We start from the raw sequence: 22,577 nt of genomic DNA, 5'->3' as shown, positions 1-22,577 counted from the left end.
ATCGTTCTGACATTTATACCATAAATTTACGTTCATTCTATAATTGCACATGCGATCCGCTTACCAGAGTCCCCACTTGGCTGGGATTGATAATCATCAGGTCCCTCATGGATAATGACAGACTTTCCTATGATATCTTTTACCTTAAACCGATCCGTAAAAAAGATCATTCTTGCCCGCCCCTGGTTAGAGAATAACACAGGAAAATCTCCAGCATGGTTTCCGTGAGGCTGATCGTCAGGGTTCCAATGTCCACCTGCCGATGCAAAAGGATCTTTTCCATCACCTATTTCACAAACTCCTTTTTCATGTATGTGAAAACCATGAGGTCCGACTTGTTTGCCGTTTTTCTTTTTCTGAAACTCCGGCAGCCCCTCTACTTGCACGAAAACTTCAACTCCATAAGGCATTTGATAGAACATCATGGTCCCTTTTAATTCTGGTGCTAAAGGGCTGCTTCTAAACTTAGCTTGAGCGGTTTGAGAAGCATATGTCTGCCTGTAAGTAACTTGCTGAGGATGATAATACATTTGTCTTCCCTCCTTTTCTAAAATAAATATGCAAAACGCTCCACTTTCATTCCATGTTCACCTTTACAGGAAAGGATTTACAAGTCATAACCGTTGTGCTACACTCCCCTTAAATAAGACACCAAAGGAGAGCAACTGGATGAAAAAACTATTCATGATTTTAGCGATTTCGATCATCGCTGTCTTCGGACTGACTGCCTGCAGCTCGGGGGAAGAAACAGAGTCAAACAAGGGTCAGGATCAAGAAAAAGATAACAGTGCAGAAACGGACGAGCTACAAGGCAGCGGACCAGTTGCTGTCGTCAATGGTGAAGAATTGTCCCGTAAAGACTTCAATGCTCAATACCAAAGCATGAAGGAACAGTATTCCCAGATGGGTATGGATCTTGAAGGAAAAGAAGAACAATTAAAAAAAAGTATCGTTGATCAAATGATCGGATCTGAATTGTTAATCCAATCAGCAGAGGAAGCTGGAATCGAAGTCTCCAATAAAGAAATTGAAAAAAAATATTCAGAGTTCTCCCAGCGTTTTGAAAGTGAAGAACAAATGAAGCAAGCTCTTGAAGAAAATGATACAAATGAAAAAGAAATTAAAGAACAGCTGAAGCTTCAAATTAAGGTGGACGAATATATCGCCAGCAACACTGAGAAGCCTGAAGTAACAGAGGAAGAGCTAAAGAAAGAATACGATGCTCTCAAGAGTCAACAGGAAGACGTAGAAAGTTTTGAAAAAGTCAAACCTTCCTTAGAGCAGCAGCTTCAATCTCAGAAGAAACAGCAGCAAGTCGTAGAACTTGTTCAAAAACTGCGTGAAAATGCTGAAGTTGAAGTGAAAATTTAAGTAGTAACCAGTCTGATTGTTCATCAGGCTGTTTTTTTATGAAAAAAAACCCCCATCTAAGAAGGAGGAAGTATTCCTTAGATGGGCGATCGTTTTTTATAACATATGTGATTGATTTTCGGTTAGAACATTATCGTCTCCATTTCTTTTCGTGCTTTTTCAACTCTCGTTGTGTCTACAGGATGCTGGAGGTTATAAGAAAGCCTCTCGTAGGTATGACGAATTTGACTTTCCCAGTTCTCTTTATACGTTTCTGCCCGCACTTCATAATACTTACCGTAATGATCATTTAATACATCTAAGGCTTGTTCGAACTCTTTTTTTAATAAAGGAGAAACCATAGAGGAAAGCTCCTCTTTCATCGCTTCTTTTTCATTTTTTTCAAAAAAAGCTTTTGTCGACTTGAACTGTTTTAAAACGGCATTCGACTGTTTCTCATCTAACTGAATGATCCTATCAAATGTAGGAAGTTCTAAAGGTTCCCACTCCACTTCATCTAAACGCAGGCTTTTACGAGTTTTTTTCAACTCTCTTTGAATATCTTCTCTGTGCTTACTAATCAAATCTTCCATAAGCCGTTCGATTCTAAGACTAATAGCTCTTAGCTCCTGCTTCATCTCAAAATTAATCTCTTCAACGAGCTTATCCTTTGCTTCTTTCAGTTGAGAGGAAGTATCCTGGTCTTTTCCATTAATCGTAGCAGGATTAAAGTGCTGCTTGAATAAATCGTTAAACTGGAGCATCAAACGTTCGTGAGCGTAAAACACCTGTTTTTCAGCTTTATTTTTAAGCGTCTCTTTCCCGCGTCCCATTCCTTTATCTTGCAGGATGGTAATGGCTTCTTTCTTCTGCTCATGGAATAAGGATAATTGGTTCTCCCGCTCATTTTCATCGAGTTCAGCGTTTTTGATAAATTCATGAAGGGTTGCTGATACTTCCTCTATGTCCTGAAGGATGGAATGAACAAGAACTTCAGCCAGCTCTTTCTCTAGGAACTGGTGGAATTCGGTCTCGAACACATCCAGGTTAGACGGTTCCGTTCTTTTCCCCTGCTTTTCTTTTAATCCGTTGAGGCTTGATATGGAATACAAACGGGGGTTGCGTATCTGGAATTTAACCAACTGATCGATTAAATAATCTTCCACACTGTTAAGTTCTTGTACTGAACTCGCCAGATCTTTCGCATTGATGACAAAGAACATCTTGTCCATCGCAAAGCTGTCTTTCACACGCCCTAGCTGCGTCAAGAAAGACTGGTCTGCTTTTGAAAAAGGATGGTTGTAATAAGTGACGAACAAAACAGCATCTGCGTCCTTGATATATTCGAACGAGACGTCAGTATGTCGTGCGTTTGCTGAATCCGCTCCGGGTGTATCCACGAGTGTAACCCCAGACCTCGTTAAAGGGCAATCGTAATAAAGCTCCATCGACTCGATAAAACAAGAAGTTTTCTCTTCTGAGACATATTTTGAAAAATGCTCCCATGGAATAGTAATGGTTTGATTCATATGCTGTTTCATATCCGGAAAACCATCTAAGAAAGCCTGCAAAAATGAATATTGTTTATGCTCAAGCTTTTCTTTATTTTCTTCTGGCAAAGCTAACAGGACATGATAGGCTGAATCTAAATCTGTTGCCTTTACATCAAGACGATTGAGTAAATTTTTTAGATCATCGATCATTTGAGATTCCGATTTCACATCAACTTGAATGGAACGGTCTGGATGTTCCTCAGTAGGAGGAGAAATCCTGTTAATGGCTGCCGTTGTAGGGTTCGGTGAAACGGGAAGTACATGATCTCCGAGTAAAGCATTGGCAAACGAAGATTTACCTGCACTGAACGCTCCGAACAGAGCGACCGTATAGTGTCTGTTTCTTAACCGTTCCTTTTTCTTCTTTAACTGCTGAACTAATTCCTCTAGCCCTTGTATGTCTTTGACGATTGAAAGAGTTCTGTCAACGTTGGCCAGGACAGATTCTATTGACTTCTCCCGATTTCCACGAGTCGATGAAGTGTCGACGTCCCTTGAGACTTTGTCTTTTGATTCTTCTAATTTCTTTTCTGAGCGTTGCTTCGTTCCCGCTTGTACCTGTTCTTTCCTCTTCTTCAAGTCACGTTCGACAAGTTCTCTCTCTTTCTTAGAAGCTTCTGAGTCAAGCTTGAAATAAAGTTCATCCCGGTACTTTTTCAAACGGGTGTCCAATTGATCCAATTTCGTTTTAACTTCAGCTGTCTCTTCTAAGGCATCATAAGCTTCTTTATGTTTCTGGTAGTCGCTATCCTTTTCTTTTTGAATAGCCGCTTCCATCTGCTTCTGCAAATCAATTGAAAAACGCCTTGCTTCTTTCTTTATGTCGCTCGCTACTTGATCGGTATATCTTAAAATATACTCACCAGTCACTTCAGCTCCCTTTTGTACTTGATCAGATAACCGATCTTTATCATAGTTAAAAGGAAACTCCTGAATCATTTCAATAAAACGAACCTCTGTCACCTTATGTTTTTCTGCAATTTCCAGCCAACGGTCTCTCAGCGGCCATTTTAAATTCTTTTCAATGACTTCATCGAGGTGATGAAAGAATTTCTCTTTACGGATACTTTTCTCCTCTTCCGTTTTCTTGTGAGAGAATAGAAAACCAACCTTAAACCCTTTTTGTTGAGATTCAAGAAATGCTTTGGCATCTTCTCTAAGTCCACTCGGCATAAGATAAGCATTTGGAATAAATGAAAATATTCTCTTTTCAACGTCCTTATTCGCCTGTTGCAATGTATCCTCCATAGTGGATGGATGACCGATGCTTAAGTGGCTGTTTTCAACTATGGTCTCAAGCTCTCGTTTTCGTTCAACGAGCTCCTGTTTGTCTTGTCCAATATCTTCTTCCGCTTCTCTCAAACATTCATGCACAATGGACTGCACGTCGAGCCTTGCTTGATTTTCTATAACCCCGTAAGGCCGTTTGAACAATGCTTCAAATTCACCTTTCAATTCCTCAAAGCCGTTATGAGACAACTCAAAATCTCTCATTGAAGTATAAAAAATCTTCTCTGCTGCTATTCCCCACTGGTCAAGGGAATCTTCGACGCTTTGACAAAAGCTCTGAAAGCTGATTTCATTTTCGTTATGTTTGTCGATCTGATTGATGACAAGCGAAAAAGGCGTGCCCCGTTTTTGCATTTCCCATAGAAATTGCAGGTTTACTTCAGACTGCACATGATTGTAATCCATTACATAAAACATATGATCCATTAAATGCAGGGAAGACTCCGTGATCAATCGATCCGCATCATTCGTAGAATCTACCCCTGGGGTATCTAGAACGGAGACATTTTCAGGCAGTCCGCTCTCAGGATGACTTATGTCTACTCTTGTAATCTCTTCGCCATCTTTACAGAGGGCTTGGACAAGGTCAAAATCAACCGTTCCTTCATATATAACAGGTAGCTTATTTCTAAAATAAGCTACCGTGAAAGGCTCGCCGCTTTTAAGCTGAACAATATTCGCACTTGTCGGAATAGGGCTAGACGGAAGCATTTCGCTGTTTAGAAGCGTGTTAATTAAAGTTGACTTACCTGCAGAAAAATGACCGGCAAAACCGATCATCATTTTGTTGTTATCCAGCTTTTCAATAATATCTAAAATCTTATCACTATGGTTCGTACCATCGTGTTCTTTCATATACGCATATAGTGATTTCATAGAATATACTGCATTTTCAGTGGTGAGAGACATTCGAAGAACCCCTTCATAAAATTAAGTGTACATCGATATTTTACGCTTAGATGGGCTTACTTCTCAAGTGGGAACCTAGCAAAACAGCCTAAAAAAGTAAGCGATTCAATTTTCTATATACGGGAGGGGTTCGGTGGTATCAAGTTCTCCTAAAATCCGCTTGAGTGGAGTTCTTCCTTTTTCTAACCAGTGCTTAAAAGAAATTTGGACTGGCCTCGCATCTCCACCTAACCCAAACAGCACAAACCCCTCCTCTGGAAAATAGCAGCTCGTATGAATGGTATCGGACCAACGGCTATAGCTTTTGGAGAAGATCGGTTGGGAAGTGCCGTTTAGAAAATAAAATGCCTCTTCTCCTGTCTTGATTGTGTCGTAAAATTGTTCTAAGCGATCCATTCGTTTCATCGAGTCAGCAAGATGTCTTCGATTCTCGGAGGCAAGTTCATCGAAATGGTTCGTACAAACCTGGCCTGTTTTCACTTTGACCCCTCTTGGTGAGCCTTCAATAATTCTGCTGTTTCCCTCCCCATCATAGAGGATATAGTTAAAGGAGTGGCGATGCGGCAACTCTGTTAATAACTCTACCGCTTCCCTGACGTTTTTCGCTGTTTCTAATACGATCCGTGTTATTGCGCAGCAAATGAGTCCATCTTCTGGCTTGATCCGATTGACAAAATTATAACCGATGCATAGCCCGTGCTCATTCATACCATCCGTTCGTCCTATGAGCCGCTGTCCAGGGCCGATGGTGGCAAATCCATTGGCAGGCTTAAAGAGGAGGAAGCGGCCTTCGTATGTTTTCGGTTGATAATCGTAATTTCTTGCGAAAAACCCTTTCCCTGTCATAACCGAGCACCCTGACCTTATCCAGTCCTGCTGAAAGCCCCTGTATTCATGTAGGACTTCTGCTAACCTCCACCCTAATCCATCCGCAAGACCTTGCAGTTCTTCCCACACTCCAGGAGCATAATGGATAAAAAATCGGCGAACTTCTCGCTCGTTGATTGTATAGCGGCGCATAGATTTTTTCCTGAGATTTTTATGAACTTGATAAAGTGGTGTTTTTTTGAAATGTTTAGCATGGTAAAGACCGAAGTCATAATAATTCCCTTGATATTGAATCACTTCGGAATACACTTGTTTCATCTAGGTTTCTCCTAATTTAAATAATTTCTGCAAGTCTGCAGTGAAAACCAGGGTGGTGAAGGATATGGTTATGGTCGGTTCCTTCAACAATTCCAAGTTGTAAGTCAAACTTAGTTCTGTACCATGCTTCTAGTTTTTCTGAAACGACGACTTCATCTTGGTCACCTACGAAAGTAAATACCTGCGATTCGATTCCTTCGAATAAATCATTGGGTATGACTTCCAGGAATCTAGAAGCCATCAGTCTGAAGCTCAGCTTAAGAATGCCACTGTCATCAAACTCATCCGGAATGACAGCCACTGTTTTATGAGAAAACCGATCAATGTTCATTTTGTATAAAGTCATAAGCAGCATAACTCTTTTTTGATACACGGTATAATCCAAGTCTGTTTCCGGTTTGAATTGGTCAGTTGCATTATCTCTATAAACAGAAAGGTTTGGGTGAAAAAAAAGGCGAAACAAAAACAATACGGTCGGCGATATTCTTATTTTTGTTTAATAAACGAAGGATATTAGCACACCCCATAGAATGACCAATCACTATTAATTTTTCATATCCTTTCTTTTTTACAAAATGAATAAAATCAAATAAATCATCATCGTAATGCCCCATATAATCCAGGTCTCCACGTTTACTCATCTGATCGTATCCTCTCAGAATTGGTAAAAAAACGTCCCCTTCGATCTTTAAAGCATCTGCAAATTTTTCTTGATGTGAAAGCTCAGCGGTGATTCCGTGAATAAGAATAACAGCAACATTGGATCGTTTGTCTATAGGTTCGTGCCTCACATACTGCAACTTTGTAAAATCCCTTGCTACATAAGTATTCCATGTCGTTTGGACCATATTGATCTGCCCCATTACTTCATCTCAGATAAATATTTCTCAAAACCTTTAACAGGTAAGTCCTCCATAAACCTTTTCTCAAGACTCTCTATATAATCGGCTGATAAATAAGGAGAGCCTCCACGATGAATTTCCCTTGCATAGTGAAGAGGAGGGGTCAAGTCTGTATCCTTCTCAATTACAGTAAATGAAAGGGCGGAAACGAGTTGGTTATTTAATTCAACCTCTACTACAACCGGGCGATAACCATTACTGTAGACCCCTTCGCGTTTATACAAGTAATGGAGTGCTTCATGAGAGATTTCATAGACAATACCTTCTACTCTTGTTCCCTGTTTTTCGATGATGTCTGCTCTTCCTCCATCGTGTTTGTGATGGGAGAAGGTGAGATCATATCCATCAAGTTTCCCGCACCCGAGGACATTTTTAAACAAATGGTCGACTTTCCCGCTCCTGAATCTCTCCTGATCCATACAAGATCCAAATGCGAAATACTTCAATTTCTTCTGTTTGAGCATACGTGCAACTTTCCAGTTACCATGTGGGACGGGCGCCCCTTTTCTTTGATGGGGAAAATAATAGGTGTAGGCTTCGAGTGGCTGATCCTCAATGAAGACTGTTGCTTTCTCCCTCTGAAATAATGAGTCTGGATCTGATTGATTAAATCCCTCCAGCCTATCCAATTTATTTAATGTATTTTCATTAATTTCATACAGCTCACCGAAGGTTTTTGCATGAGGGTTCTTTACTAGAAGAGGGTAATAAGAAAAACCTGAGAAGAGTTCGCCATACAGCCACGCATGCTCGGATAATAATTTCGCATCCTTTAAGTAATGGTGATTTTCTAAACTTTTACACAGAGATCCATAAACAAATACTTTCATGTCTATCCCTTCCTTTTATAACAAATCTTGATAAGAAATTAATTCATAAGCCGTTTTTGCAGATTTCACAGCATTGACAACCGCTTTTTCCACCACTTGAACACTAAGAGAAGCAAGGCTGTTTAAATCGACTTCTATCTCATTAGTTGACAACATAAATAATGTATCGCCATCTACAAATGTATGGGAAGGTCGAATTGTTCTCGCCAGACCATCCTGAGAAATTGAAGCCAATTTGTTCGCTGTGGCTTTATCTAATGCGGCATTCGTTAGAATTGTACCAATGGTCGTGTTGCCGCTGAATCGATTGGTTTCGTTATCGTGTAATTGATTTATAAGCACTTTTTCTGTATTTAGAAGTGTTTTGTTCTCATGTACACCTGCGATGAGCTTGCCAACGGACGGGTCATAAACATCTCCGAAGCTATTTACAGCAATCACGGCGCCTATTTTTAAAGAACCAATTTGGACCGCATAACTTCCTATACCTCCTTTCATACAATGCTGGGGACCAAGCGCTTTTCCGATCGAAGCTCCTGTACCCGCTCCATAATTTCCATTTTTAAAATCCTGATTGAGAAGAGCATCTTCACATGCCTTATACCCCATATCCTTGCCAGGTCTTCTCTTAGAATCACCAACCATCATGTCAAAAAGGATCGCTCCGGGAACAATAGGTACTTTTGCTACAGAGACATCGAAGCCTATCTCTTGCTCTTCAAGGAACTTCATCACTCCCGAACCCACATCCAAGCCATAGGCACTTCCGCCAGCCAAAAAACAGCCGTGGATCCGCTGGATTAGGTTCTCCGATTTTAAGAGATCTGTTTCCCTAGTTCCCGGTGATCCTCCTCTAACGTCCACACCTGCTACAGCACCTTCTTCACATAGGACTACAGTGCAGCCAGTTCCTGCTAACTCATCAGACGCTTGGCCAATGCGAAAACCTTCAATTTCCTTGATCTTAATATTTTTCATTTCGTTTCGACCCTTTCATGTTTTTAATAAAAGCCCTGGAGGGTAACCTGTCTATATACGTATGTAGGAGGTGTTTCAATGTCTAGAAGTCATATCGTCGTGCACGGACGCGTCCAAGGCGTCGGTTTTCGAGCAACGACAAAACAAATCGCAGAACAATTAGAGCTCAAAGGATGGGTAAAAAACAAAAGTGATGGAAGCGTCGAAATTGAAGCAGAAGGAGATCCGGCAAGCTTAAAAGAGTTTGTCGATCAACTGAATGAAGGTCCCACTCCTTTCGCTAAGGTCCAAGCCATCGATATCGAAGACTTTGACTCTGAAGAAGGCTACGAAAAATTCAAAGTTAAAGAGTAAAGGGAACCGCAGGGAATCAACTCCCTGCGGTTCGTTTTTATCAGCCTGTTATTTCTTGTGCATGGGTCTTACAATCACTTCATTGACATTAACATAATCAGGTTGTGTAACGGCATAAGCAACTGCTCTTGCGATATCATCTGCCTCCAATGGATCCATTTTCCGGTCCTTGAACATTTCGATGACATCTCCATCCGTAATATGATCGGTCAATTCTGTATCAACAGCTCCTGGAGAGATGTTCGTTACACGTACACCGGAACGAGACAATTCCTTTTCCATCCCCATAGAGAGAGCTCGCACTGCATATTTTGTGGCGCTGTAAACAGTACTTGATGGAAATACTTCGTGTCCTGCTACAGAGGAGACATTAATAATGTGACCAGACTCCTGCTCGATCATGCTCGGGAGAGAGGCATGGATTCCATACAATACTCCTTTAATGTTTACATCAACCATTTGCTCCCACTCTTCAACGTGGTCGTTTTTCAAAAAGGACAGAAGCATGACTCCAGCGTTATTGACAAATATGTCTACCGTCCCGAATTCTTCTTTTGTTCCATTCACTAACTTTTCTACATCTTCTTTTTTCGTCACATCTGTTTCAAAAATTTTCACATTCACATCATATTTTTCAGTAATTTCATCAGATAATTCTTTTAACTTTTCAGAACGACGGGCCGCAAGCACAACATTTGCGCCCTCTTCAGCTAAGTGATGAGCGATCGCCCTTCCAATTCCACTGCTGGCACCTGTGATGATGGCGGATTGATTTTTCAATTGTGTCATGATAAATTCCTCCTATTCTAGCAGTTTCACATATGTATCTACCCATTTTTAAAAAGCAGTATGCATATGGATGGGCTTTGGTTTCCAATATAAATAGAAAACCGCCTCTTTCAAATAAGAGACGGTTCAGTTATGTGTGTTATTGTTCTTCGAAGAACTTACGGTTAATTTCGATGTATTCTGTTTCCTCTTCCGGTACTTCGTCCTCTATATAAATAGCCTCAACCGGACACACAGCTTCACATGCGCCACAATCGATACAAATCGCAGGATCGATGTAGAACATATCTTTGCCTTCTTCAATACAATCTACAGGGCACACATCTACACATTCACCCGCTTTTTCATCTTTACAAGGGGATGTAATTACAAATGCCATCGATATCTCCTCCTTCTAGTTGATTTAAATGTGTTTATAATACTCTATAAACGAATAGCGGTTCAAATAAACACAACTTCTATAATAACGATTATACATAAAAATCGCAATTCTTCATTAAAATTCGACATTTCTTTCAAAATCTGTGAAAATCAATCTTCCCAAATACGCTCGACCGTGTACTCTCCACCCTGCTTTTGGACGAGAAATACATCCGGTCTAGTTAACCGTTTCCAATCATAAAAACCGATCTCTCGGTTGTATTTCTGTAGTAATAAGGCTAATAAGTTTCCATGCGTAACGAGTATAACGTTTCCGCAATCGTCTTTTTCCAGCTCATCAATCAAAGAAAGCACTCGTTCCTTTGCCTCATCAGAAGATTCTCCTCCATTGAGTTTTAAGCTGGGATCCTGAAATGTATCGTGAAGGACTTCTTCCCAATCATCGAGAGGGTCATGGCTTAAGATACGCTCTTCCAAACGTTCATCAGTTTCGATGGACATCCCTTTTTTCATTGCATAAGGCTTGATGGTCTCAATCGCCCTTAAAAAAGGACTGGAAATGATGCGATCAACCTCAAGGCCAGAACGATTCAGAAATGAAGCTAAAGCTTGAGCTTGGCGTACTCCCAGCTTTGTCAGCGGTGAATCCTCATGCTGTCCCTCCGTCTCACTGTGCCGCACTAAAATTAGTTTGTCCATACACAACCATCCTCCCTTTCCTTCACCTTACCCTTATTATCGCTGATGGAATGAGTGTTGACAAGGAAAGCAAGGGAAATTTGTCACTTTTTATACACTTGTTTCCCTCTATGCCAGGTTTCCAAAACTTTTATGTTGTGGATCTCTTCATCAGCAACATCTAAAGGGTTACGGTCAAGCAGTACAAAATCCGCTTGATAACCAGCTTCTATTCTGCCCTTTTCTTCATCTTTGTATTCCAGTTCCGCTGGCGTTTTTGTAAAACCTTGATAGGCTTCTGCTAAGGAGATCTTTTCTTGAGGCATCCATCCTCCTTCAGGATTTCCTTCTAGATCCATCCGGGTAACCGCCGTGTACATACTTACGAAAGGATCGAGAGCTCCAATAGGGAGATCAGAACTTAGCGTAACAGGTATATGTTCTTTAACGAGACTGTTGAACGCATCACAATACGGTACAAGTTCTTTTGGCGTCCACTGGTCTTTTTTATCCCACTCGCCTAACAAAAAGGACGGTTGTGTTTCTATATACGGTTTTAGATCTCTAAGCCGTTCTACAAGATCAGGCCCAAGCGTCTGAGCATGGATAATTCTATGCCTCAATTGTTTAGTGTTCGCTGTATCTTGTTCAAGCGCCGTTATTGCTTGTTCAATCGCTCTATCTCCGATGGCATGCATGGCTACTTGCATCCCATTTTCGGCAGATACTCTCACCATCTCATTTAACTGCTCTTGACTATAAATCAGCGTTCCATTAGTTGAAGGAGCTACAGGATAAGGATTTCTCATAGCTGCTGTATATAGCCGCTGGGTGCCATCCAAGAATATCTTCACTGCACCCACCTTAACTTGAGCTGTTCCATCCCCTGTCCGCATTTTGCTTCTTTCTAAATAATTGTTCAAATCATTGATATTAAAGATGTAGTGATGCAAATGAGCATCAATAGGAAGCAGTCCTTCACTCTCTAACTCTGTGTAGGCCTGCCAGAGTTGTTCATAAGACCCAATAAAGTTGATATCGTCACTGTGAACAGAAGTAATCCCGTGTTCACTGAGATAAGGAAAAGCCTTTTTCAATGCTTCTTTTGCATCTTCTATAGAACGCCCCCAAAAATGGTGTTTAATATAATGTACGGCGGTATCCTTGAAGCGCCCATTCCAATTTCCGTTTTCATCTGTCTCTTTAAATTCATCTGGTTCATCTTCAAATTCTTTCTCTTTTTCTAGCAGCTCAAGGGCCTTTTCACTGACAACACATTCGTGTCCATCCTCGTGCATGAAGTAGATATAGGCATTGACCTGAATTTCGCTTAAGTCCTTAGCTGTAAGTAGATGGTCGATATCATCAAACTTGGAGTCATCGAAACCTTTTCCAAAAATCCAGTCGTACTCTTCCATTTCATCGTAATGATTTTCCACGAGCTCTTTCATTTCTTTCCAGCTTGTTACTTCGGTGAGGTCCAACTCTTTTTTCAGTAACCCGAACCGTAATAGATGCATGTGACTATCATTAAAGGAAGGTGTCAGCACTTTCTCCCCTCCATCGATAGCTTCTTTGCTTCCTGTATAAGGGGATGGGAGGATGTCTTTAAATTTTCCTTCTTCGATTTCAACTGCATGAAGCCCTTCTCTTGGATAAGGCATGGATGGATCATAAATGTATACATTGTCAACTATCATTCTTTTACGACTCCCTTCTACAATATTCTCCTATATCAAAACTACCCTATAAAAGTTATCCCTTAAACATTCATCCATGTATTGGAAAACGCTTGCTTTAATTCTCTAGACGTCATTCTGATTTGATATTTCTTTATTCTGTCCTGAGAAGAGCATACAATAAGCTGACTTCTAGTTTTTTGGCTGATCTATATCGTATTGAACAGGAGGCTTGTAATAAATAAGAAGAACCGTAAGTGAGACTCACTTACGGTTCTTCTTTACACTTCTTTAAAATAGTCTTTGTAAAATCCACCCATTCGCCCTGAGTTATCAATCACGAAATAAAATTCTTCACTTTCGTTTTTAACGTCATACACTTTTCCTGGAGTCAGGACATTTTCAACTACAAACTTTTCTGCTTTATTATGAACACATTCTACTTTTTTTAGTGTGGGGTTGTTTTCCCATGTTTTATGAATCATCGATACATCCTCCTTGTTCCTTCGTGCTCCTATCATACAATGAACGTGTCAATGACTCAATAACGATCTGGCTACAGTTGCTTTTTATACCATTTGGCAGCTTCTCGGACTTCATTTTCCGTCAGCCTGTGACCCAGTTTCTCCCAATGATTCGTCACTATGGCCCCTGCTCCCTCAAGTATTTCTTTTAAGTCTTCCGTTTCTTGAGCAGGGCATATTGGATCGTTTTCACCTGCACCGATAAATACAGGAAGTCCGTCAAGATCAGGAAGTTCAATCCCTCGCCGCGGAACCATCGGATGGAACAAAATAGCGCCCTCAAGGCTTTTTTCAAAATGGAATAAAAGACTTCCTGCAATATTTGCACCATTAGAATATCCAACAGCTACGACTTTACCTCTATGAAATCCGTATTCATCAGCTGCTTCATTTAAAAACGTGTTCAATTCATTGGTTCGTTCAACTAAATCTTCCTCATCGAACACACCTTCTCTAAGACGCTTAAAAAACCGTGGCATGCCATTTTCCGAAACATTACCTCTCACAGATAATACAGAGGCTTCTTTATCAATTAGGCTTGAGAGCGGCAGCAAGTCCTCTTCGGTTCCGCCAGTGCCATGTAAAAGCAGCAACACACGATCGGATGTTCCTTGCCTGAAAATATGCTTCATGTTCATATCTATTTGCCTCCTTTGAATCGTGACCAGTAGATTAATATGATGATAACTAATGAAATTTTATCTTTAATTCGAGATAATGTCAAAGTTTGTGTGATCGAGGGAGGATCTTTTGAAACAAAAGAGGCAGCACCATAACTATGAACAGTAAACGAATCATTTGTAAAGAACTGACAAGCGCCGGTTGTGCTCCAGTTTCGTTGGCTGTAATAGACATCTCTACTAACCCACCTGGAGCCAAGCTCAAAACAGCGGTTGCAAAATCCATCCCTGTCCACGACGTTAGCATCCAGCCTAAGAAGATCCCTAAGGTGATAACAATGATGGATAAACCGAAATATAAGCTGCAATATTTTCCAGCGATAACCAAGTCACGGATACGAATGGAATTGCCTAGATGCACCCCAATAATCACCTGGGCAGCAATGTAGAATACTTGAGGCAATTGAAATAATGGAAAGCCGAACGCCTGTAAGAGACCTATGAGAATCATCGGAAGAATCACACAGGAGGCAGGGATTCGGTCTTTGAAGCGATACCCTAATCCAAATGCAGCCAAATAAATAAGTGTCGTCCAAAGAGGACCTTGACTGCTCCTACTATTGCTGAGAGTACTAGGAGCCTCAGAGCCGCTCAAAAAATGAGTAGCAATAAAAGGGATGATGAACAGAACAGATAAAAGACGGATCGTATGGAATATGGTCACAAGCACTGTGTTCCCTTTCAGTGATTCACTGACTGCCAGCATAGCAGAGAGCCCACCAGGTGCACTGCCAATCATACTTGTCGTCATATCTATTGCGGTTTTCTTAGCAATAAGATAGGCTAAGAACAAACTTGTCGAAATTAACAGTAGGGACAGGAGTGTATAAGGCAGCAAATAAGGAAACACAAGTGTGAACGTCTGTGCAGTAAAGGTAAGACCAATTTGAACTCCTAATATGGTAAATCCAACGTCCCTCGCCGACCTGACCGTGGAAGTCTCATAACTCAATAGGAGTTTTAGTAGCAACAACCCCGTTACCGGACCTAAAATCCAGGGAAGAGGCAAGTGCAAGCATTTAAAACCGACGCCTGAACATAGACTAACACCATAAGTAACAAAGGTTTCTTTTTTTGCCATTTACCTGCGCCTCCTCCCTCAAACGGCTAAATCTGTATTAATTTTTGAAAGGGGAACTATTTAGATGGACAAATGGATTTATGGATATGACAAACAAAGATCTGTCTTTAACCACTTACATATTAGAAATTATGAACCAAAGGATTTTAATAAGTTGATCGAGATCCAAATGAAGGCTTTTCCCCCGCCTTTTCCATCTGATCTATGGTGGACAGAAGAGCAGCTGGAGAACCAAATCCAAACTTTTGAGGACGGATGCATCTGTATAGAAGTTGACGGCGAAGTAGCTGGATCAATGACGACTATGATTACAACACTTCATGACGACAATCTTGATCATCGATGGGATGACATAACCGCAAACGGTACGATAAAAACACACGAATCTAATGGCAACACTTTATATGTAGTAGATTTATGTGTAAACCCCGAATTCAGGTCCATTGGATTAGGAAAACAACTCACGCAAGCCATGTATGAAACGGTTGTCCACTTGAAACTTGAAAGACTGGTAGGCGGAGCACGGATGCCGAATTATTATGTTTATGAAAATGAGCTTACTGCTGAAGAATATGTGAACCAAGTGATAAAAGCTGAAATTAAAGACCCTGTCGTCTCGTTTCTACTAAAGGCAGGCAGATCACCAATCAAGCCTGTTAAAGATTATCTCGAGGATGCCGAGTCTTGTAACTATGGATTGTTGACAGAATGGCGTAATCCGTTTTATAAAGAGGTTGAGCCAGAGTAAAATGAGATTAAAATGAAAGCCGCTCCTATGCAGGGTGCGGCTTCTTTGGATTACTTTTTCTTTAAAGAAACACCGTTCTCGATCATACTAAACAACTGAGAAGCGAGCTCCTCCACTCCAATTTTGTTTCGGCTTGGCAGTAAAATGGAATGAAATAGGAGATCACCGATTAAATTCGAATCCATTTCCCTGCTCCAGAGCTCACGTTCCATAGCCTCTTCTATCCATTGAATCATAAGGTCATAAGTCTTCATCAAATCAACATGCAGTTCGTCTCTAAAAAATGAAGCCATTTGCTTGTTGCTCGATTGCAGCTCACGAATCATTTGATCTATCTGATGAATTTGAGCATGAGTTAGGATGATTTTTAAAAGCTCATACAGTTTTTCATTGGGTGGAATTTGACTTGGTATCTTCTCGACTTTTTCATTCATTTCGTCCATTAACGTTTTCATATAGGCCAGAAGAAGATCATCTTTATTTTCAAAATATTCATATAAGGTACTGCGCCCGACGTCAAGCTTTGATGCAAGCTTTTTAAAGTGAACTCCGTGGAGACCTTCTTTCATGAGGATTTCCCGTGTTGCCTTAAATACATCTTCTTTTGTTAGTGCTTTCTTTCTTCCCATTTGGGAACCCCCCTCATCCACTCCTATTATACCATGAGGGTAGTAAAAAGCCTCCTCATGTGTTCTTAAACCATGCTTCCTACTAAGTACCGAACAAAAACTACATACTCGAGGGGCTAAGCGATCGAGCTCGATAGATCACACACCGTAAAAAGTTATTTAAAACATCCACAAATATCATCTTTTAGAAAACAAGAAAGACAGGCCTATGCAAGCCTGTCCCTCTGATCAATAAAACAAGTGGGTTAAATACCCATACCCTTTTTCTTCCATTTTATCCTTTGGAATAAACTCAAGAGCTGCTGAGTTAATGCAATACCTTAGCCCACCTCTATCTTTGGGTCCATCTTCAAAGACATGGCCAAGATGGGAATCAGCCTGGTCACTTCTTACCTCAATTCTTCTCATCCCATGAGAAGTATCCATCGCTTCCGTAAGATGCTGCCGCTCAATTGGCTTTGTAAAGCTTGGCCACCCACAGCCTGCATCATATTTGTCCTTTGAGCTAAACAATGGTTCTTTTGAGACGACATCTACATAAATGCCTTCCTCTTCGTGATCATAATATTCGTTTTGAAAAGGACGCTCCGTTCCATTTTCCTGTGTCACTTTATATTGAATATCGGATAAACGTTGCTTTAGTTCTTTTTTGTCTTTCTTAAAGCCCCAATGATCTTTAATGAATTTAGCACGCCCAGACCCTTTTTTATAAAGCTTGTAGTGAAAGGAGTTCTTTTTGTAATAATCCTGATGTTTCTCTTCTGCAGGATAAAAAGTTTCTGCAGGAAGAATCGGTGTAACGATAGGCTCTTTAAAAACCCCTGATTCTTGAAGGCGCTTCTTACTTTCTTCAGCGATCTTTTTTTGTTCTTCATTATGATAATAAATCGCGGTTTTATAGGACTCTCCTCGATCTGCAAACTGTCCACCTTCATCTGTGGGATCAATCTGCTGCCAGAATAGCTCCACGAGTCGCTCAAAAGGGAATTTCTCTTGATCGAAGGTTATTTGTACAGCCTCACGATGTCCGGTGTCTTTAGTAATAATGTCCATATAAGTTGGATTTTCTGTATGGCCACCAGTGTAACCAGAGACAATGGATTCTATGCCAGGGCGCTCATCAAAGGGTTCAACCATGCACCAGAAGCACCCGCCTGCAAAAGTAGCTACTTGTAATTGTTTATTCATAATGAAGCCTCCTAACTTCTCAAATAAGCATTTCATTCAGCTTGACCTTATTCTTTCTAATTCACAAAAAAAAATCAAGCCACACGCACAGCCTAAATATATAATTTAGGCTGTGATGCACCTTGACGTCGTCTGCTTTTTGCAGAGGAAGACTTAGATTCGGATTCCTCAGCTGAGAAATCATTATATGGAGACGGTGACTCTAATTCACTTTCAGTGCCTGCAACTTCATCGTCTTCATCGTCCGGCTCACTCATGATTTTCATCATATTAATCATCGCCGGGATATTTTTAACCATTGGACCGTACTGCTGGACCATAGGAGCTGCACTTTGCATCGCCTTTAATGCTGTTTGGATGTTGGAAAGCCATCCAGCCCCTCCTGACTTAGCAGCTGTACCAGCCCCACCCAGCATTTTACTCACTAATCCTTGAGACCCTACTCCTCCTGCACCTTGTGCTCCAAATCCGCCGAATCCGGGTACTCCCATACCGCGTGCGCCGAAACCGCCAAAACCTGCAGCACCATTATTGAGAAATGGAGTCACTGTTCTCATCATTCCTTGCGGCGCAGCAGCTCTTTGGAAACCTTGCAGCCCTTGCATCATACCTGGTCCTGGAGGAGGGAAAGGTGGTTGACCTGTGGGAAACATAGAAACCCCTCCGAAACGTTAGAATACTGTACTATATGCCCGGTTTTCTATTCGGAGTGGGCTCTTATCCCATCTGGGCTATGTGGTAGAGACCAGTCGACAGGCTCCTGGTCCGTTGATTTCAAAAACTCATTCGTTTTTGAGAAAGGACGGCTTCCGAAAAAGCCTCTGTGAGCAGAAAGTGGACTAGGGTGAGGCGAAGTAATGACTTTATGTCTCTCCCTGTTGATGGAAGCCCCTTTTTTCTGGGCATGTCTTCCCCACAAAATAAATACCATAGGTGTTTTTCTTTCATTTAACCGTTCGATTACACTATCTGTGAAATATTCCCAACCAATCCCTTGGTGAGAATGAGCTTGATGGGCACGAACGGTTAAAACATTATTTAAAAGCAGGACCCCTTCTTCTGCCCATGACTTTAAATATCCATGGGAAGGTGGAGTGATGCCGAGATCGTTTTCCAGTTCTTTATAAATATTTCTAAGCGAGGGAGGCAGGGTGATTCCAGGCTTGACAGAGAAGCTGAACCCATGAGCCTGATCCGGGCCATGATATGGGTCTTGTCCCAAAATAACGACTTTCGTTCCTTCATAAGAAGTGTGTTGTAAAGCAGCAAATATTTCATACATGTCAGGATAAATGGTATTTTCACTGTATTCTTGTTTCAATTGCTCTCTTAGTTGAAGATAATATTCCTTTTTGAATTCTGGTTCTAAAATTTCTGCCCAGTCGTTTTTTAAGATCTTCACAATAAAACTCCTTTTCTAGCAGTAATCAATATTAGAGAAATAATGCATCTATTTCCCGGGCAAGCGCATGAATTGACAGAAGTGCCGGTTGCAAAGTTCTTTAATTGACGGAATTCAAAGAAATCAATCGGTATTTACAATGTGTAGCCTGATTTTTTAAAATTAACTCTTCAATTACACAGGATCCAATAACCTTTGAAGAAAAATGTTTTCTAATTTCCAATGGTTCATTGATCGGAAATAACTTATACCCCTCATAGGCAATCTCAAATAGGTTATCCCCTTCATTCACCCTTTTCTCTCTTCCTTCTGTTATTATGAGCCATTCCATTGTAAAAGGTGTAGACATCCCAGGCTCCTCCTCTTAGTTATTGAAAGACGAACTTCACTCTAGACCCGTCAGGACCTGTGTCAATTTGCAGCTTTGCAGGAATCTCCTCTTTCAACTGAGGCACATGAGATATAATGCCAAGCATACGGTTGCCATCCTGCAGCCCACGCAAGCATTCAATCGCCTGCTCGAGGGAAATTTCATCTAAAGTACCAAACCCTTCATCAATAAATAAAGTATCAAGTTGGACCCCTCCGGCGTGAGACTGGACGACGTCTGCCATTCCAAGAGCAAGGCTTAAAGAAGCCTTAAAACCTTCTCCTCCTGAAAGAGTTCGTACAGAACGCTGTTGTCCTGTGTGATGATCAAGAACTTCAAGGTCAAGCCCGCTCTGCGCTCCACGCTTGGCAACTTCATCACTTCGGATCAGCTGATACCGATGATCTGTCATCTGATCGAGTCTAATATTCGCTTGCACTAATATTTCATCCAAAAAAGCAGCCAGTACGTAGCGTTCCAGGGATAAACGCAGGGGATTATCTCCTTTAGCAAGCTGTGCCAATTCAGCAATGTCATAATATTGGTTAGCGAGCTCACCTTGATCCTGTATGAGATTCCCAAGGTTTTCGAGCACCTTTTCGTTTTGCTTTACTGACATATGCAGTTCATTGACTTTCTGCTGCTGTCTATTTAGCTCCTGCTTACTTTCTTCCCATTTGCTTCGCAAGTTTTCTATGTGTGGTCTTTCTTCTCCTTTTAGTTTTTCTTGTAAATCTGATATCCGATCGGTAATAATCGCCATTCTTTGATTATATTCATCGATTGTCGTTTGTTTGTTTCTCATTTCTTTCTCTGATAAAAGAGATTTCTGGTAATCTTCAATAGACATAAAATGGAATTGATCAAACGTTTGTTTAAATTCTATATAATGCTGTTGTACCGCTGTTTCTACTTGAATTTTATATTTTTTCGCTTCATTTTCTGATACTTTTGCACTATTAAATTCATCTCTGATTTTTGAATAGCGTTGTTGGATATGCACCCATTTTTTTTCTTCCTTAACGTATTGATCTTCTGCTTTTTGAACGAGTTCCTTCAGTTCATGTTCATCTTTAGTGCTAAACGTATAGTTCTCACGATAAGATTGTTCCTTTGTTTCTAAGCGGGTTAATTCCTGCTGTTTTTCATAAAAACTCTGCTTTTTTATTATTAGGGTTTCTTCAAGCGAGGTAAGCTTTGTTTCTATGTCTTCCATTTCCTTTAACGTGTTTTGAATTCTCTTTGATTTTTCATCAAGTGTGGATATCCTTGTTTGAACGGTTGAAATTTCTTCGCTTATTTGATTATATGCTTCTTTCACGGATGTTTCTTCCATATTTGATGTGAGTTCACGTAAATCTTGGTGAAGCGCTTCTGTTAATTGGCGCTGAGTCTCTCCCTCTGATTTCACTTGAATCAATTTTTCCTGCGCTTTTCGAAAGGCTTCCTCTGCCTTTTCGTAAGCTGTTTTCAACTGATCTAATTCACTCTCTTCCATAATATGTTCTGGCTTTTGAGCTGGATTAGGATGACTGGAAGAGCCACAAACAGGACATTTATTCCCTTCATCTAACTCTAGAGATAATGTATAAGCATGATGTTTCCTTATCTCTTCTAAAGCACCTTCATAGGCTAGCTTTGTGCGTTCTTGATGTGATTTTACCTCTTGATAGTCTTTCATAAATGTTTGGTAATGACTTCTCATCCGGTTGAGCTTTTTCAACTCGCTCCAGAGCCTTTCGAGTGAGTGAGACTGCTGTTTTAGCTTTTCAAGAAAATTTCTTTTCTCTAATCGTTCGTTTGTAATCTCTCTTTCATTATTCGCTTTATTTTTCAGAGATTTATACTGCTGACGTAAACCTTCTTGCTCTTCTTCATACTTTTTTATTTGAACACGAAAATTCTCGGTACTGTTTCGAGTCTTTTGAAGTTGACGGCTAATTGATAAATAGTCGTTCAATTTTTTCTGTTCTTCCAGCTTATTTTTCCAATCTTCTTTCAGAGCTTGTCGCTCGTCATCCTGTGCCTCTTTCTCCAAGTACATGAGTTTGATCTCTTCATATTCCTTGCTTTTTTCCTGAAGCATCTCTTCCTTTTTGGATAGTAATTCTTTTTGTTCTTTAAGTTCTTGCTCTCGCTCTTTCCACTGCTTCTCATATGGAAAGATTTGAGCAGCTTGCTTTCCTTTTGTTAACTCGGCTTCGATCTCACGAATTACGCCATCTCGTTTTTTTAGCTGCTGATGTTCCTCTTGAGCTCTCTCAAGCTCATCAAAGTTTTCTTGAAGTTGTTTTGCTTTTTGAAGATCGTTCTGATACTGCTCGGACTGGTTAGTTAAGACCTCAAGGTGTGCTCTTTCTTCATTGATCCATTGTTTTTGTTCATCCAATCTCTTTTCTAATAAGCCGATAATTTTTTCGGGATCTTCATCCTCGAGGGATGTATCACTGTCTAGACCCCAATTGACTTTATGAATCTCTTGATTGATTTTCCATTGAAATTGTTCTATCTCTTTCTCGAGCGACTTAGAGCGGGTTTTAAAATATTCGGTCAGCTCTGAATAAAATTGTGTTTTAAAAATACGCTGAAGAATCTCTTCTCGTTCTTTACTATTCTCTGAAATTAGTTTTCGGAACTCTCCTTGAGGGATCATAATCATTTTTCTGAACTGCTCGTAGTCGAGACTTAAAACTTCTTCTATGTGCTCGTTTACCTCTTTGATCTTTGAAGCAATTAGCTTTTCTCCATCTTCTTGAACCATATATAACTCTGCGCGTGCAGGATCTTCTTTCCAGCCTACTCCACGTTCTTTTTTTCTCATTTGTTTTGGCATGCGCAGAATACGATAGGACTTTCCTCTAAGCTCAAACTGAAAGTCTACATAAGTCGTTTCTTCTTGGTCGGCGAAATGGCTTCTCATGCTATCCTGATCCCGGTCACTCCCACTAGCTCTCCCATATAAGGCAAAACACATTGCGTCAAAAATCGTCGTTTTCCCTGCTCCAGTAGGTCCTGTAATTAAAAAGATCGACTCCTCCCCTAATGTAGAAAAATCAATCGTCTGTTTTAGCCTATAAGGACCGAAAGCATTCATCGTTAAAGACAGTGCTTTCATA

General features: G+C 40.6%; 23 protein-coding genes. 3 read left to right on the top strand and 20 right to left on the bottom strand.

Features of this window, described 5'->3' with window-relative positions:
• Positions 1-32: 32 nt before the first annotated feature.
• Complete coding sequence (locus HM131_RS10995; RefSeq protein ID WP_085029807.1) at positions 33-530, bottom strand: superoxide dismutase family protein; 498 nt, start codon at positions 528-530, stop codon at positions 33-35.
• Between the two features lie 139 nt (positions 531-669).
• Between HM131_RS10995 and HM131_RS10990 the strand changes: the two genes are divergently transcribed.
• On the top strand, positions 670-1,371 hold the full coding sequence (locus tag HM131_RS10990; protein WP_198162615.1) for a SurA N-terminal domain-containing protein: 702 nt from the start codon (positions 670-672) through the stop codon (positions 1,369-1,371).
• Positions 1,372-1,493: 122 nt separating this feature from the next.
• Here the strand turns inward: HM131_RS10990 and HM131_RS10985 are convergent, their stop codons facing one another.
• The 6 genes from HM131_RS10985 to HM131_RS10965 all read right to left on the bottom strand — a co-directional run bounded on the left by HM131_RS10985 (position 1,494) and on the right by HM131_RS10965 (position 8,958).
• Positions 1,494-5,102, bottom strand: coding sequence for a dynamin family protein (locus HM131_RS10985; protein ID WP_085029805.1), 3,609 nt, complete (start codon positions 5,100-5,102; stop codon positions 1,494-1,496).
• A gap of 105 nt (positions 5,103-5,207) precedes the next feature.
• Entirely contained in the window at positions 5,208-6,248 is a 1,041-nt protein-coding gene (locus HM131_RS10980) for a C45 family autoproteolytic acyltransferase/hydrolase (RefSeq protein ID WP_085029804.1), read from the bottom strand.
• Between the two features lie 16 nt (positions 6,249-6,264).
• Positions 6,265-6,594: a hypothetical protein gene (locus tag HM131_RS21075; RefSeq protein ID WP_232324764.1), complete on the bottom strand. Its 330-nt coding sequence runs from the start codon at positions 6,592-6,594 to the stop codon at positions 6,265-6,267.
• Between the two features lie 76 nt (positions 6,595-6,670).
• The gene (locus tag HM131_RS21070; protein WP_232324763.1) at positions 6,671-7,096 is read right to left on the bottom strand and encodes an alpha/beta hydrolase; all 426 of its coding nucleotides are present in this window, start codon (positions 7,094-7,096) and stop codon (positions 6,671-6,673) included.
• Between the two features lie 14 nt (positions 7,097-7,110).
• The gene (locus tag HM131_RS10970) at positions 7,111-7,980 is read right to left on the bottom strand and encodes a gamma-glutamylcyclotransferase family protein (RefSeq protein ID WP_085029803.1); all 870 of its coding nucleotides are present in this window, start codon (positions 7,978-7,980) and stop codon (positions 7,111-7,113) included.
• A 15-nt stretch (positions 7,981-7,995) separates the two neighbouring features.
• The gene (locus HM131_RS10965; RefSeq protein WP_085029802.1) at positions 7,996-8,958 is read right to left on the bottom strand and encodes a P1 family peptidase; all 963 of its coding nucleotides are present in this window, start codon (positions 8,956-8,958) and stop codon (positions 7,996-7,998) included.
• A gap of 78 nt (positions 8,959-9,036) precedes the next feature.
• Here HM131_RS10965 and HM131_RS10960 point away from each other — a divergent pair, with 78 nt between their 5' ends.
• Entirely contained in the window at positions 9,037-9,312 is a 276-nt protein-coding gene (locus tag HM131_RS10960) for an acylphosphatase (RefSeq protein WP_085029801.1), read from the top strand.
• Between the two features lie 48 nt (positions 9,313-9,360).
• Here the strand turns inward: HM131_RS10960 and HM131_RS10955 are convergent, their stop codons facing one another.
• From HM131_RS10955 to HM131_RS10925, 7 genes are all read right to left on the bottom strand, one after another.
• Positions 9,361-10,101 carry an SDR family oxidoreductase gene (locus tag HM131_RS10955; RefSeq protein WP_085029800.1) on the bottom strand — a complete coding sequence of 247 codons (741 nt, stop codon included), beginning with the start codon at positions 10,099-10,101 and terminating at the stop codon, positions 9,361-9,363.
• Positions 10,102-10,240: 139 nt separating this feature from the next.
• A complete protein-coding gene (locus HM131_RS10950; RefSeq protein WP_085029799.1) occupies positions 10,241-10,480 on the bottom strand; it encodes a ferredoxin family protein in 240 nt (79 codons plus the stop codon).
• Between the two features lie 152 nt (positions 10,481-10,632).
• Positions 10,633-11,181, bottom strand: a complete 549-nt coding sequence (locus HM131_RS10945) for a histidine phosphatase family protein (protein WP_085029798.1) — start codon at positions 11,179-11,181, stop codon at positions 10,633-10,635.
• Between the two features lie 83 nt (positions 11,182-11,264).
• Positions 11,265-12,860: an amidohydrolase gene (locus HM131_RS10940; RefSeq protein WP_085029797.1), complete on the bottom strand. Its 1,596-nt coding sequence runs from the start codon at positions 12,858-12,860 to the stop codon at positions 11,265-11,267.
• A gap of 260 nt (positions 12,861-13,120) precedes the next feature.
• Entirely contained in the window at positions 13,121-13,324 is a 204-nt protein-coding gene (locus tag HM131_RS10935) for a DUF6501 family protein (protein WP_085029796.1), read from the bottom strand.
• Positions 13,325-13,395: 71 nt separating this feature from the next.
• Positions 13,396-13,995 (bottom strand): alpha/beta hydrolase, encoded by a 600-nt coding sequence (locus HM131_RS10930; protein WP_085031943.1) that lies wholly within the window; start codon positions 13,993-13,995, stop codon positions 13,396-13,398.
• A gap of 88 nt (positions 13,996-14,083) precedes the next feature.
• Positions 14,084-15,124: an AbrB family transcriptional regulator gene (locus HM131_RS10925; RefSeq protein ID WP_085029795.1), complete on the bottom strand. Its 1,041-nt coding sequence runs from the start codon at positions 15,122-15,124 to the stop codon at positions 14,084-14,086.
• Between the two features lie 64 nt (positions 15,125-15,188).
• Between HM131_RS10925 and HM131_RS10920 the strand changes: the two genes are divergently transcribed.
• Positions 15,189-15,872: a GNAT family N-acetyltransferase gene (locus HM131_RS10920; RefSeq protein WP_085029794.1), complete on the top strand. Its 684-nt coding sequence runs from the start codon at positions 15,189-15,191 to the stop codon at positions 15,870-15,872.
• A gap of 50 nt (positions 15,873-15,922) precedes the next feature.
• Here HM131_RS10920 and HM131_RS10915 read toward each other — a convergent pair whose 3' ends face one another.
• From HM131_RS10915 to HM131_RS10890, 6 genes are all read right to left on the bottom strand, one after another.
• Complete coding sequence (locus HM131_RS10915; protein WP_085029793.1) at positions 15,923-16,501, bottom strand: TetR/AcrR family transcriptional regulator; 579 nt, start codon at positions 16,499-16,501, stop codon at positions 15,923-15,925.
• Between the two features lie 228 nt (positions 16,502-16,729).
• Complete coding sequence (msrB, locus tag HM131_RS10910; protein WP_085029792.1) at positions 16,730-17,689, bottom strand: peptide-methionine (R)-S-oxide reductase MsrB; 960 nt, start codon at positions 17,687-17,689, stop codon at positions 16,730-16,732.
• A gap of 92 nt (positions 17,690-17,781) precedes the next feature.
• On the bottom strand, positions 17,782-18,342 hold the full coding sequence (gene vrrA / locus HM131_RS10905; protein WP_085029791.1) for a VrrA/YqfQ family protein: 561 nt from the start codon (positions 18,340-18,342) through the stop codon (positions 17,782-17,784).
• Positions 18,343-18,389: 47 nt separating this feature from the next.
• On the bottom strand, positions 18,390-19,094 hold the full coding sequence (locus HM131_RS10900; RefSeq protein WP_157130804.1) for a uracil-DNA glycosylase: 705 nt from the start codon (positions 19,092-19,094) through the stop codon (positions 18,390-18,392).
• Positions 19,095-19,191: 97 nt separating this feature from the next.
• The gene (locus tag HM131_RS10895) at positions 19,192-19,440 is read right to left on the bottom strand and encodes a DUF2584 family protein (RefSeq protein WP_085029789.1); all 249 of its coding nucleotides are present in this window, start codon (positions 19,438-19,440) and stop codon (positions 19,192-19,194) included.
• A 19-nt stretch (positions 19,441-19,459) separates the two neighbouring features.
• Entirely contained in the window at positions 19,460-22,576 is a 3,117-nt protein-coding gene (locus tag HM131_RS10890) for an AAA family ATPase (protein ID WP_085029788.1), read from the bottom strand.
• Between the last annotated feature and the right edge of the window lies 1 nt (position 22,577).

Origin of the sequence: Halobacillus mangrovi (assembly GCF_002097535.1) — a bacterium.
GTDB classification, from domain to species: Bacteria; Bacillota; Bacilli; order Bacillales; family Halobacillaceae; genus Halobacillus; species Halobacillus mangrovi_A.
The sequence above is the reverse complement of the archived record's forward strand: the minus strand, read 5'-3'. Positions and strand labels throughout refer to the sequence as shown.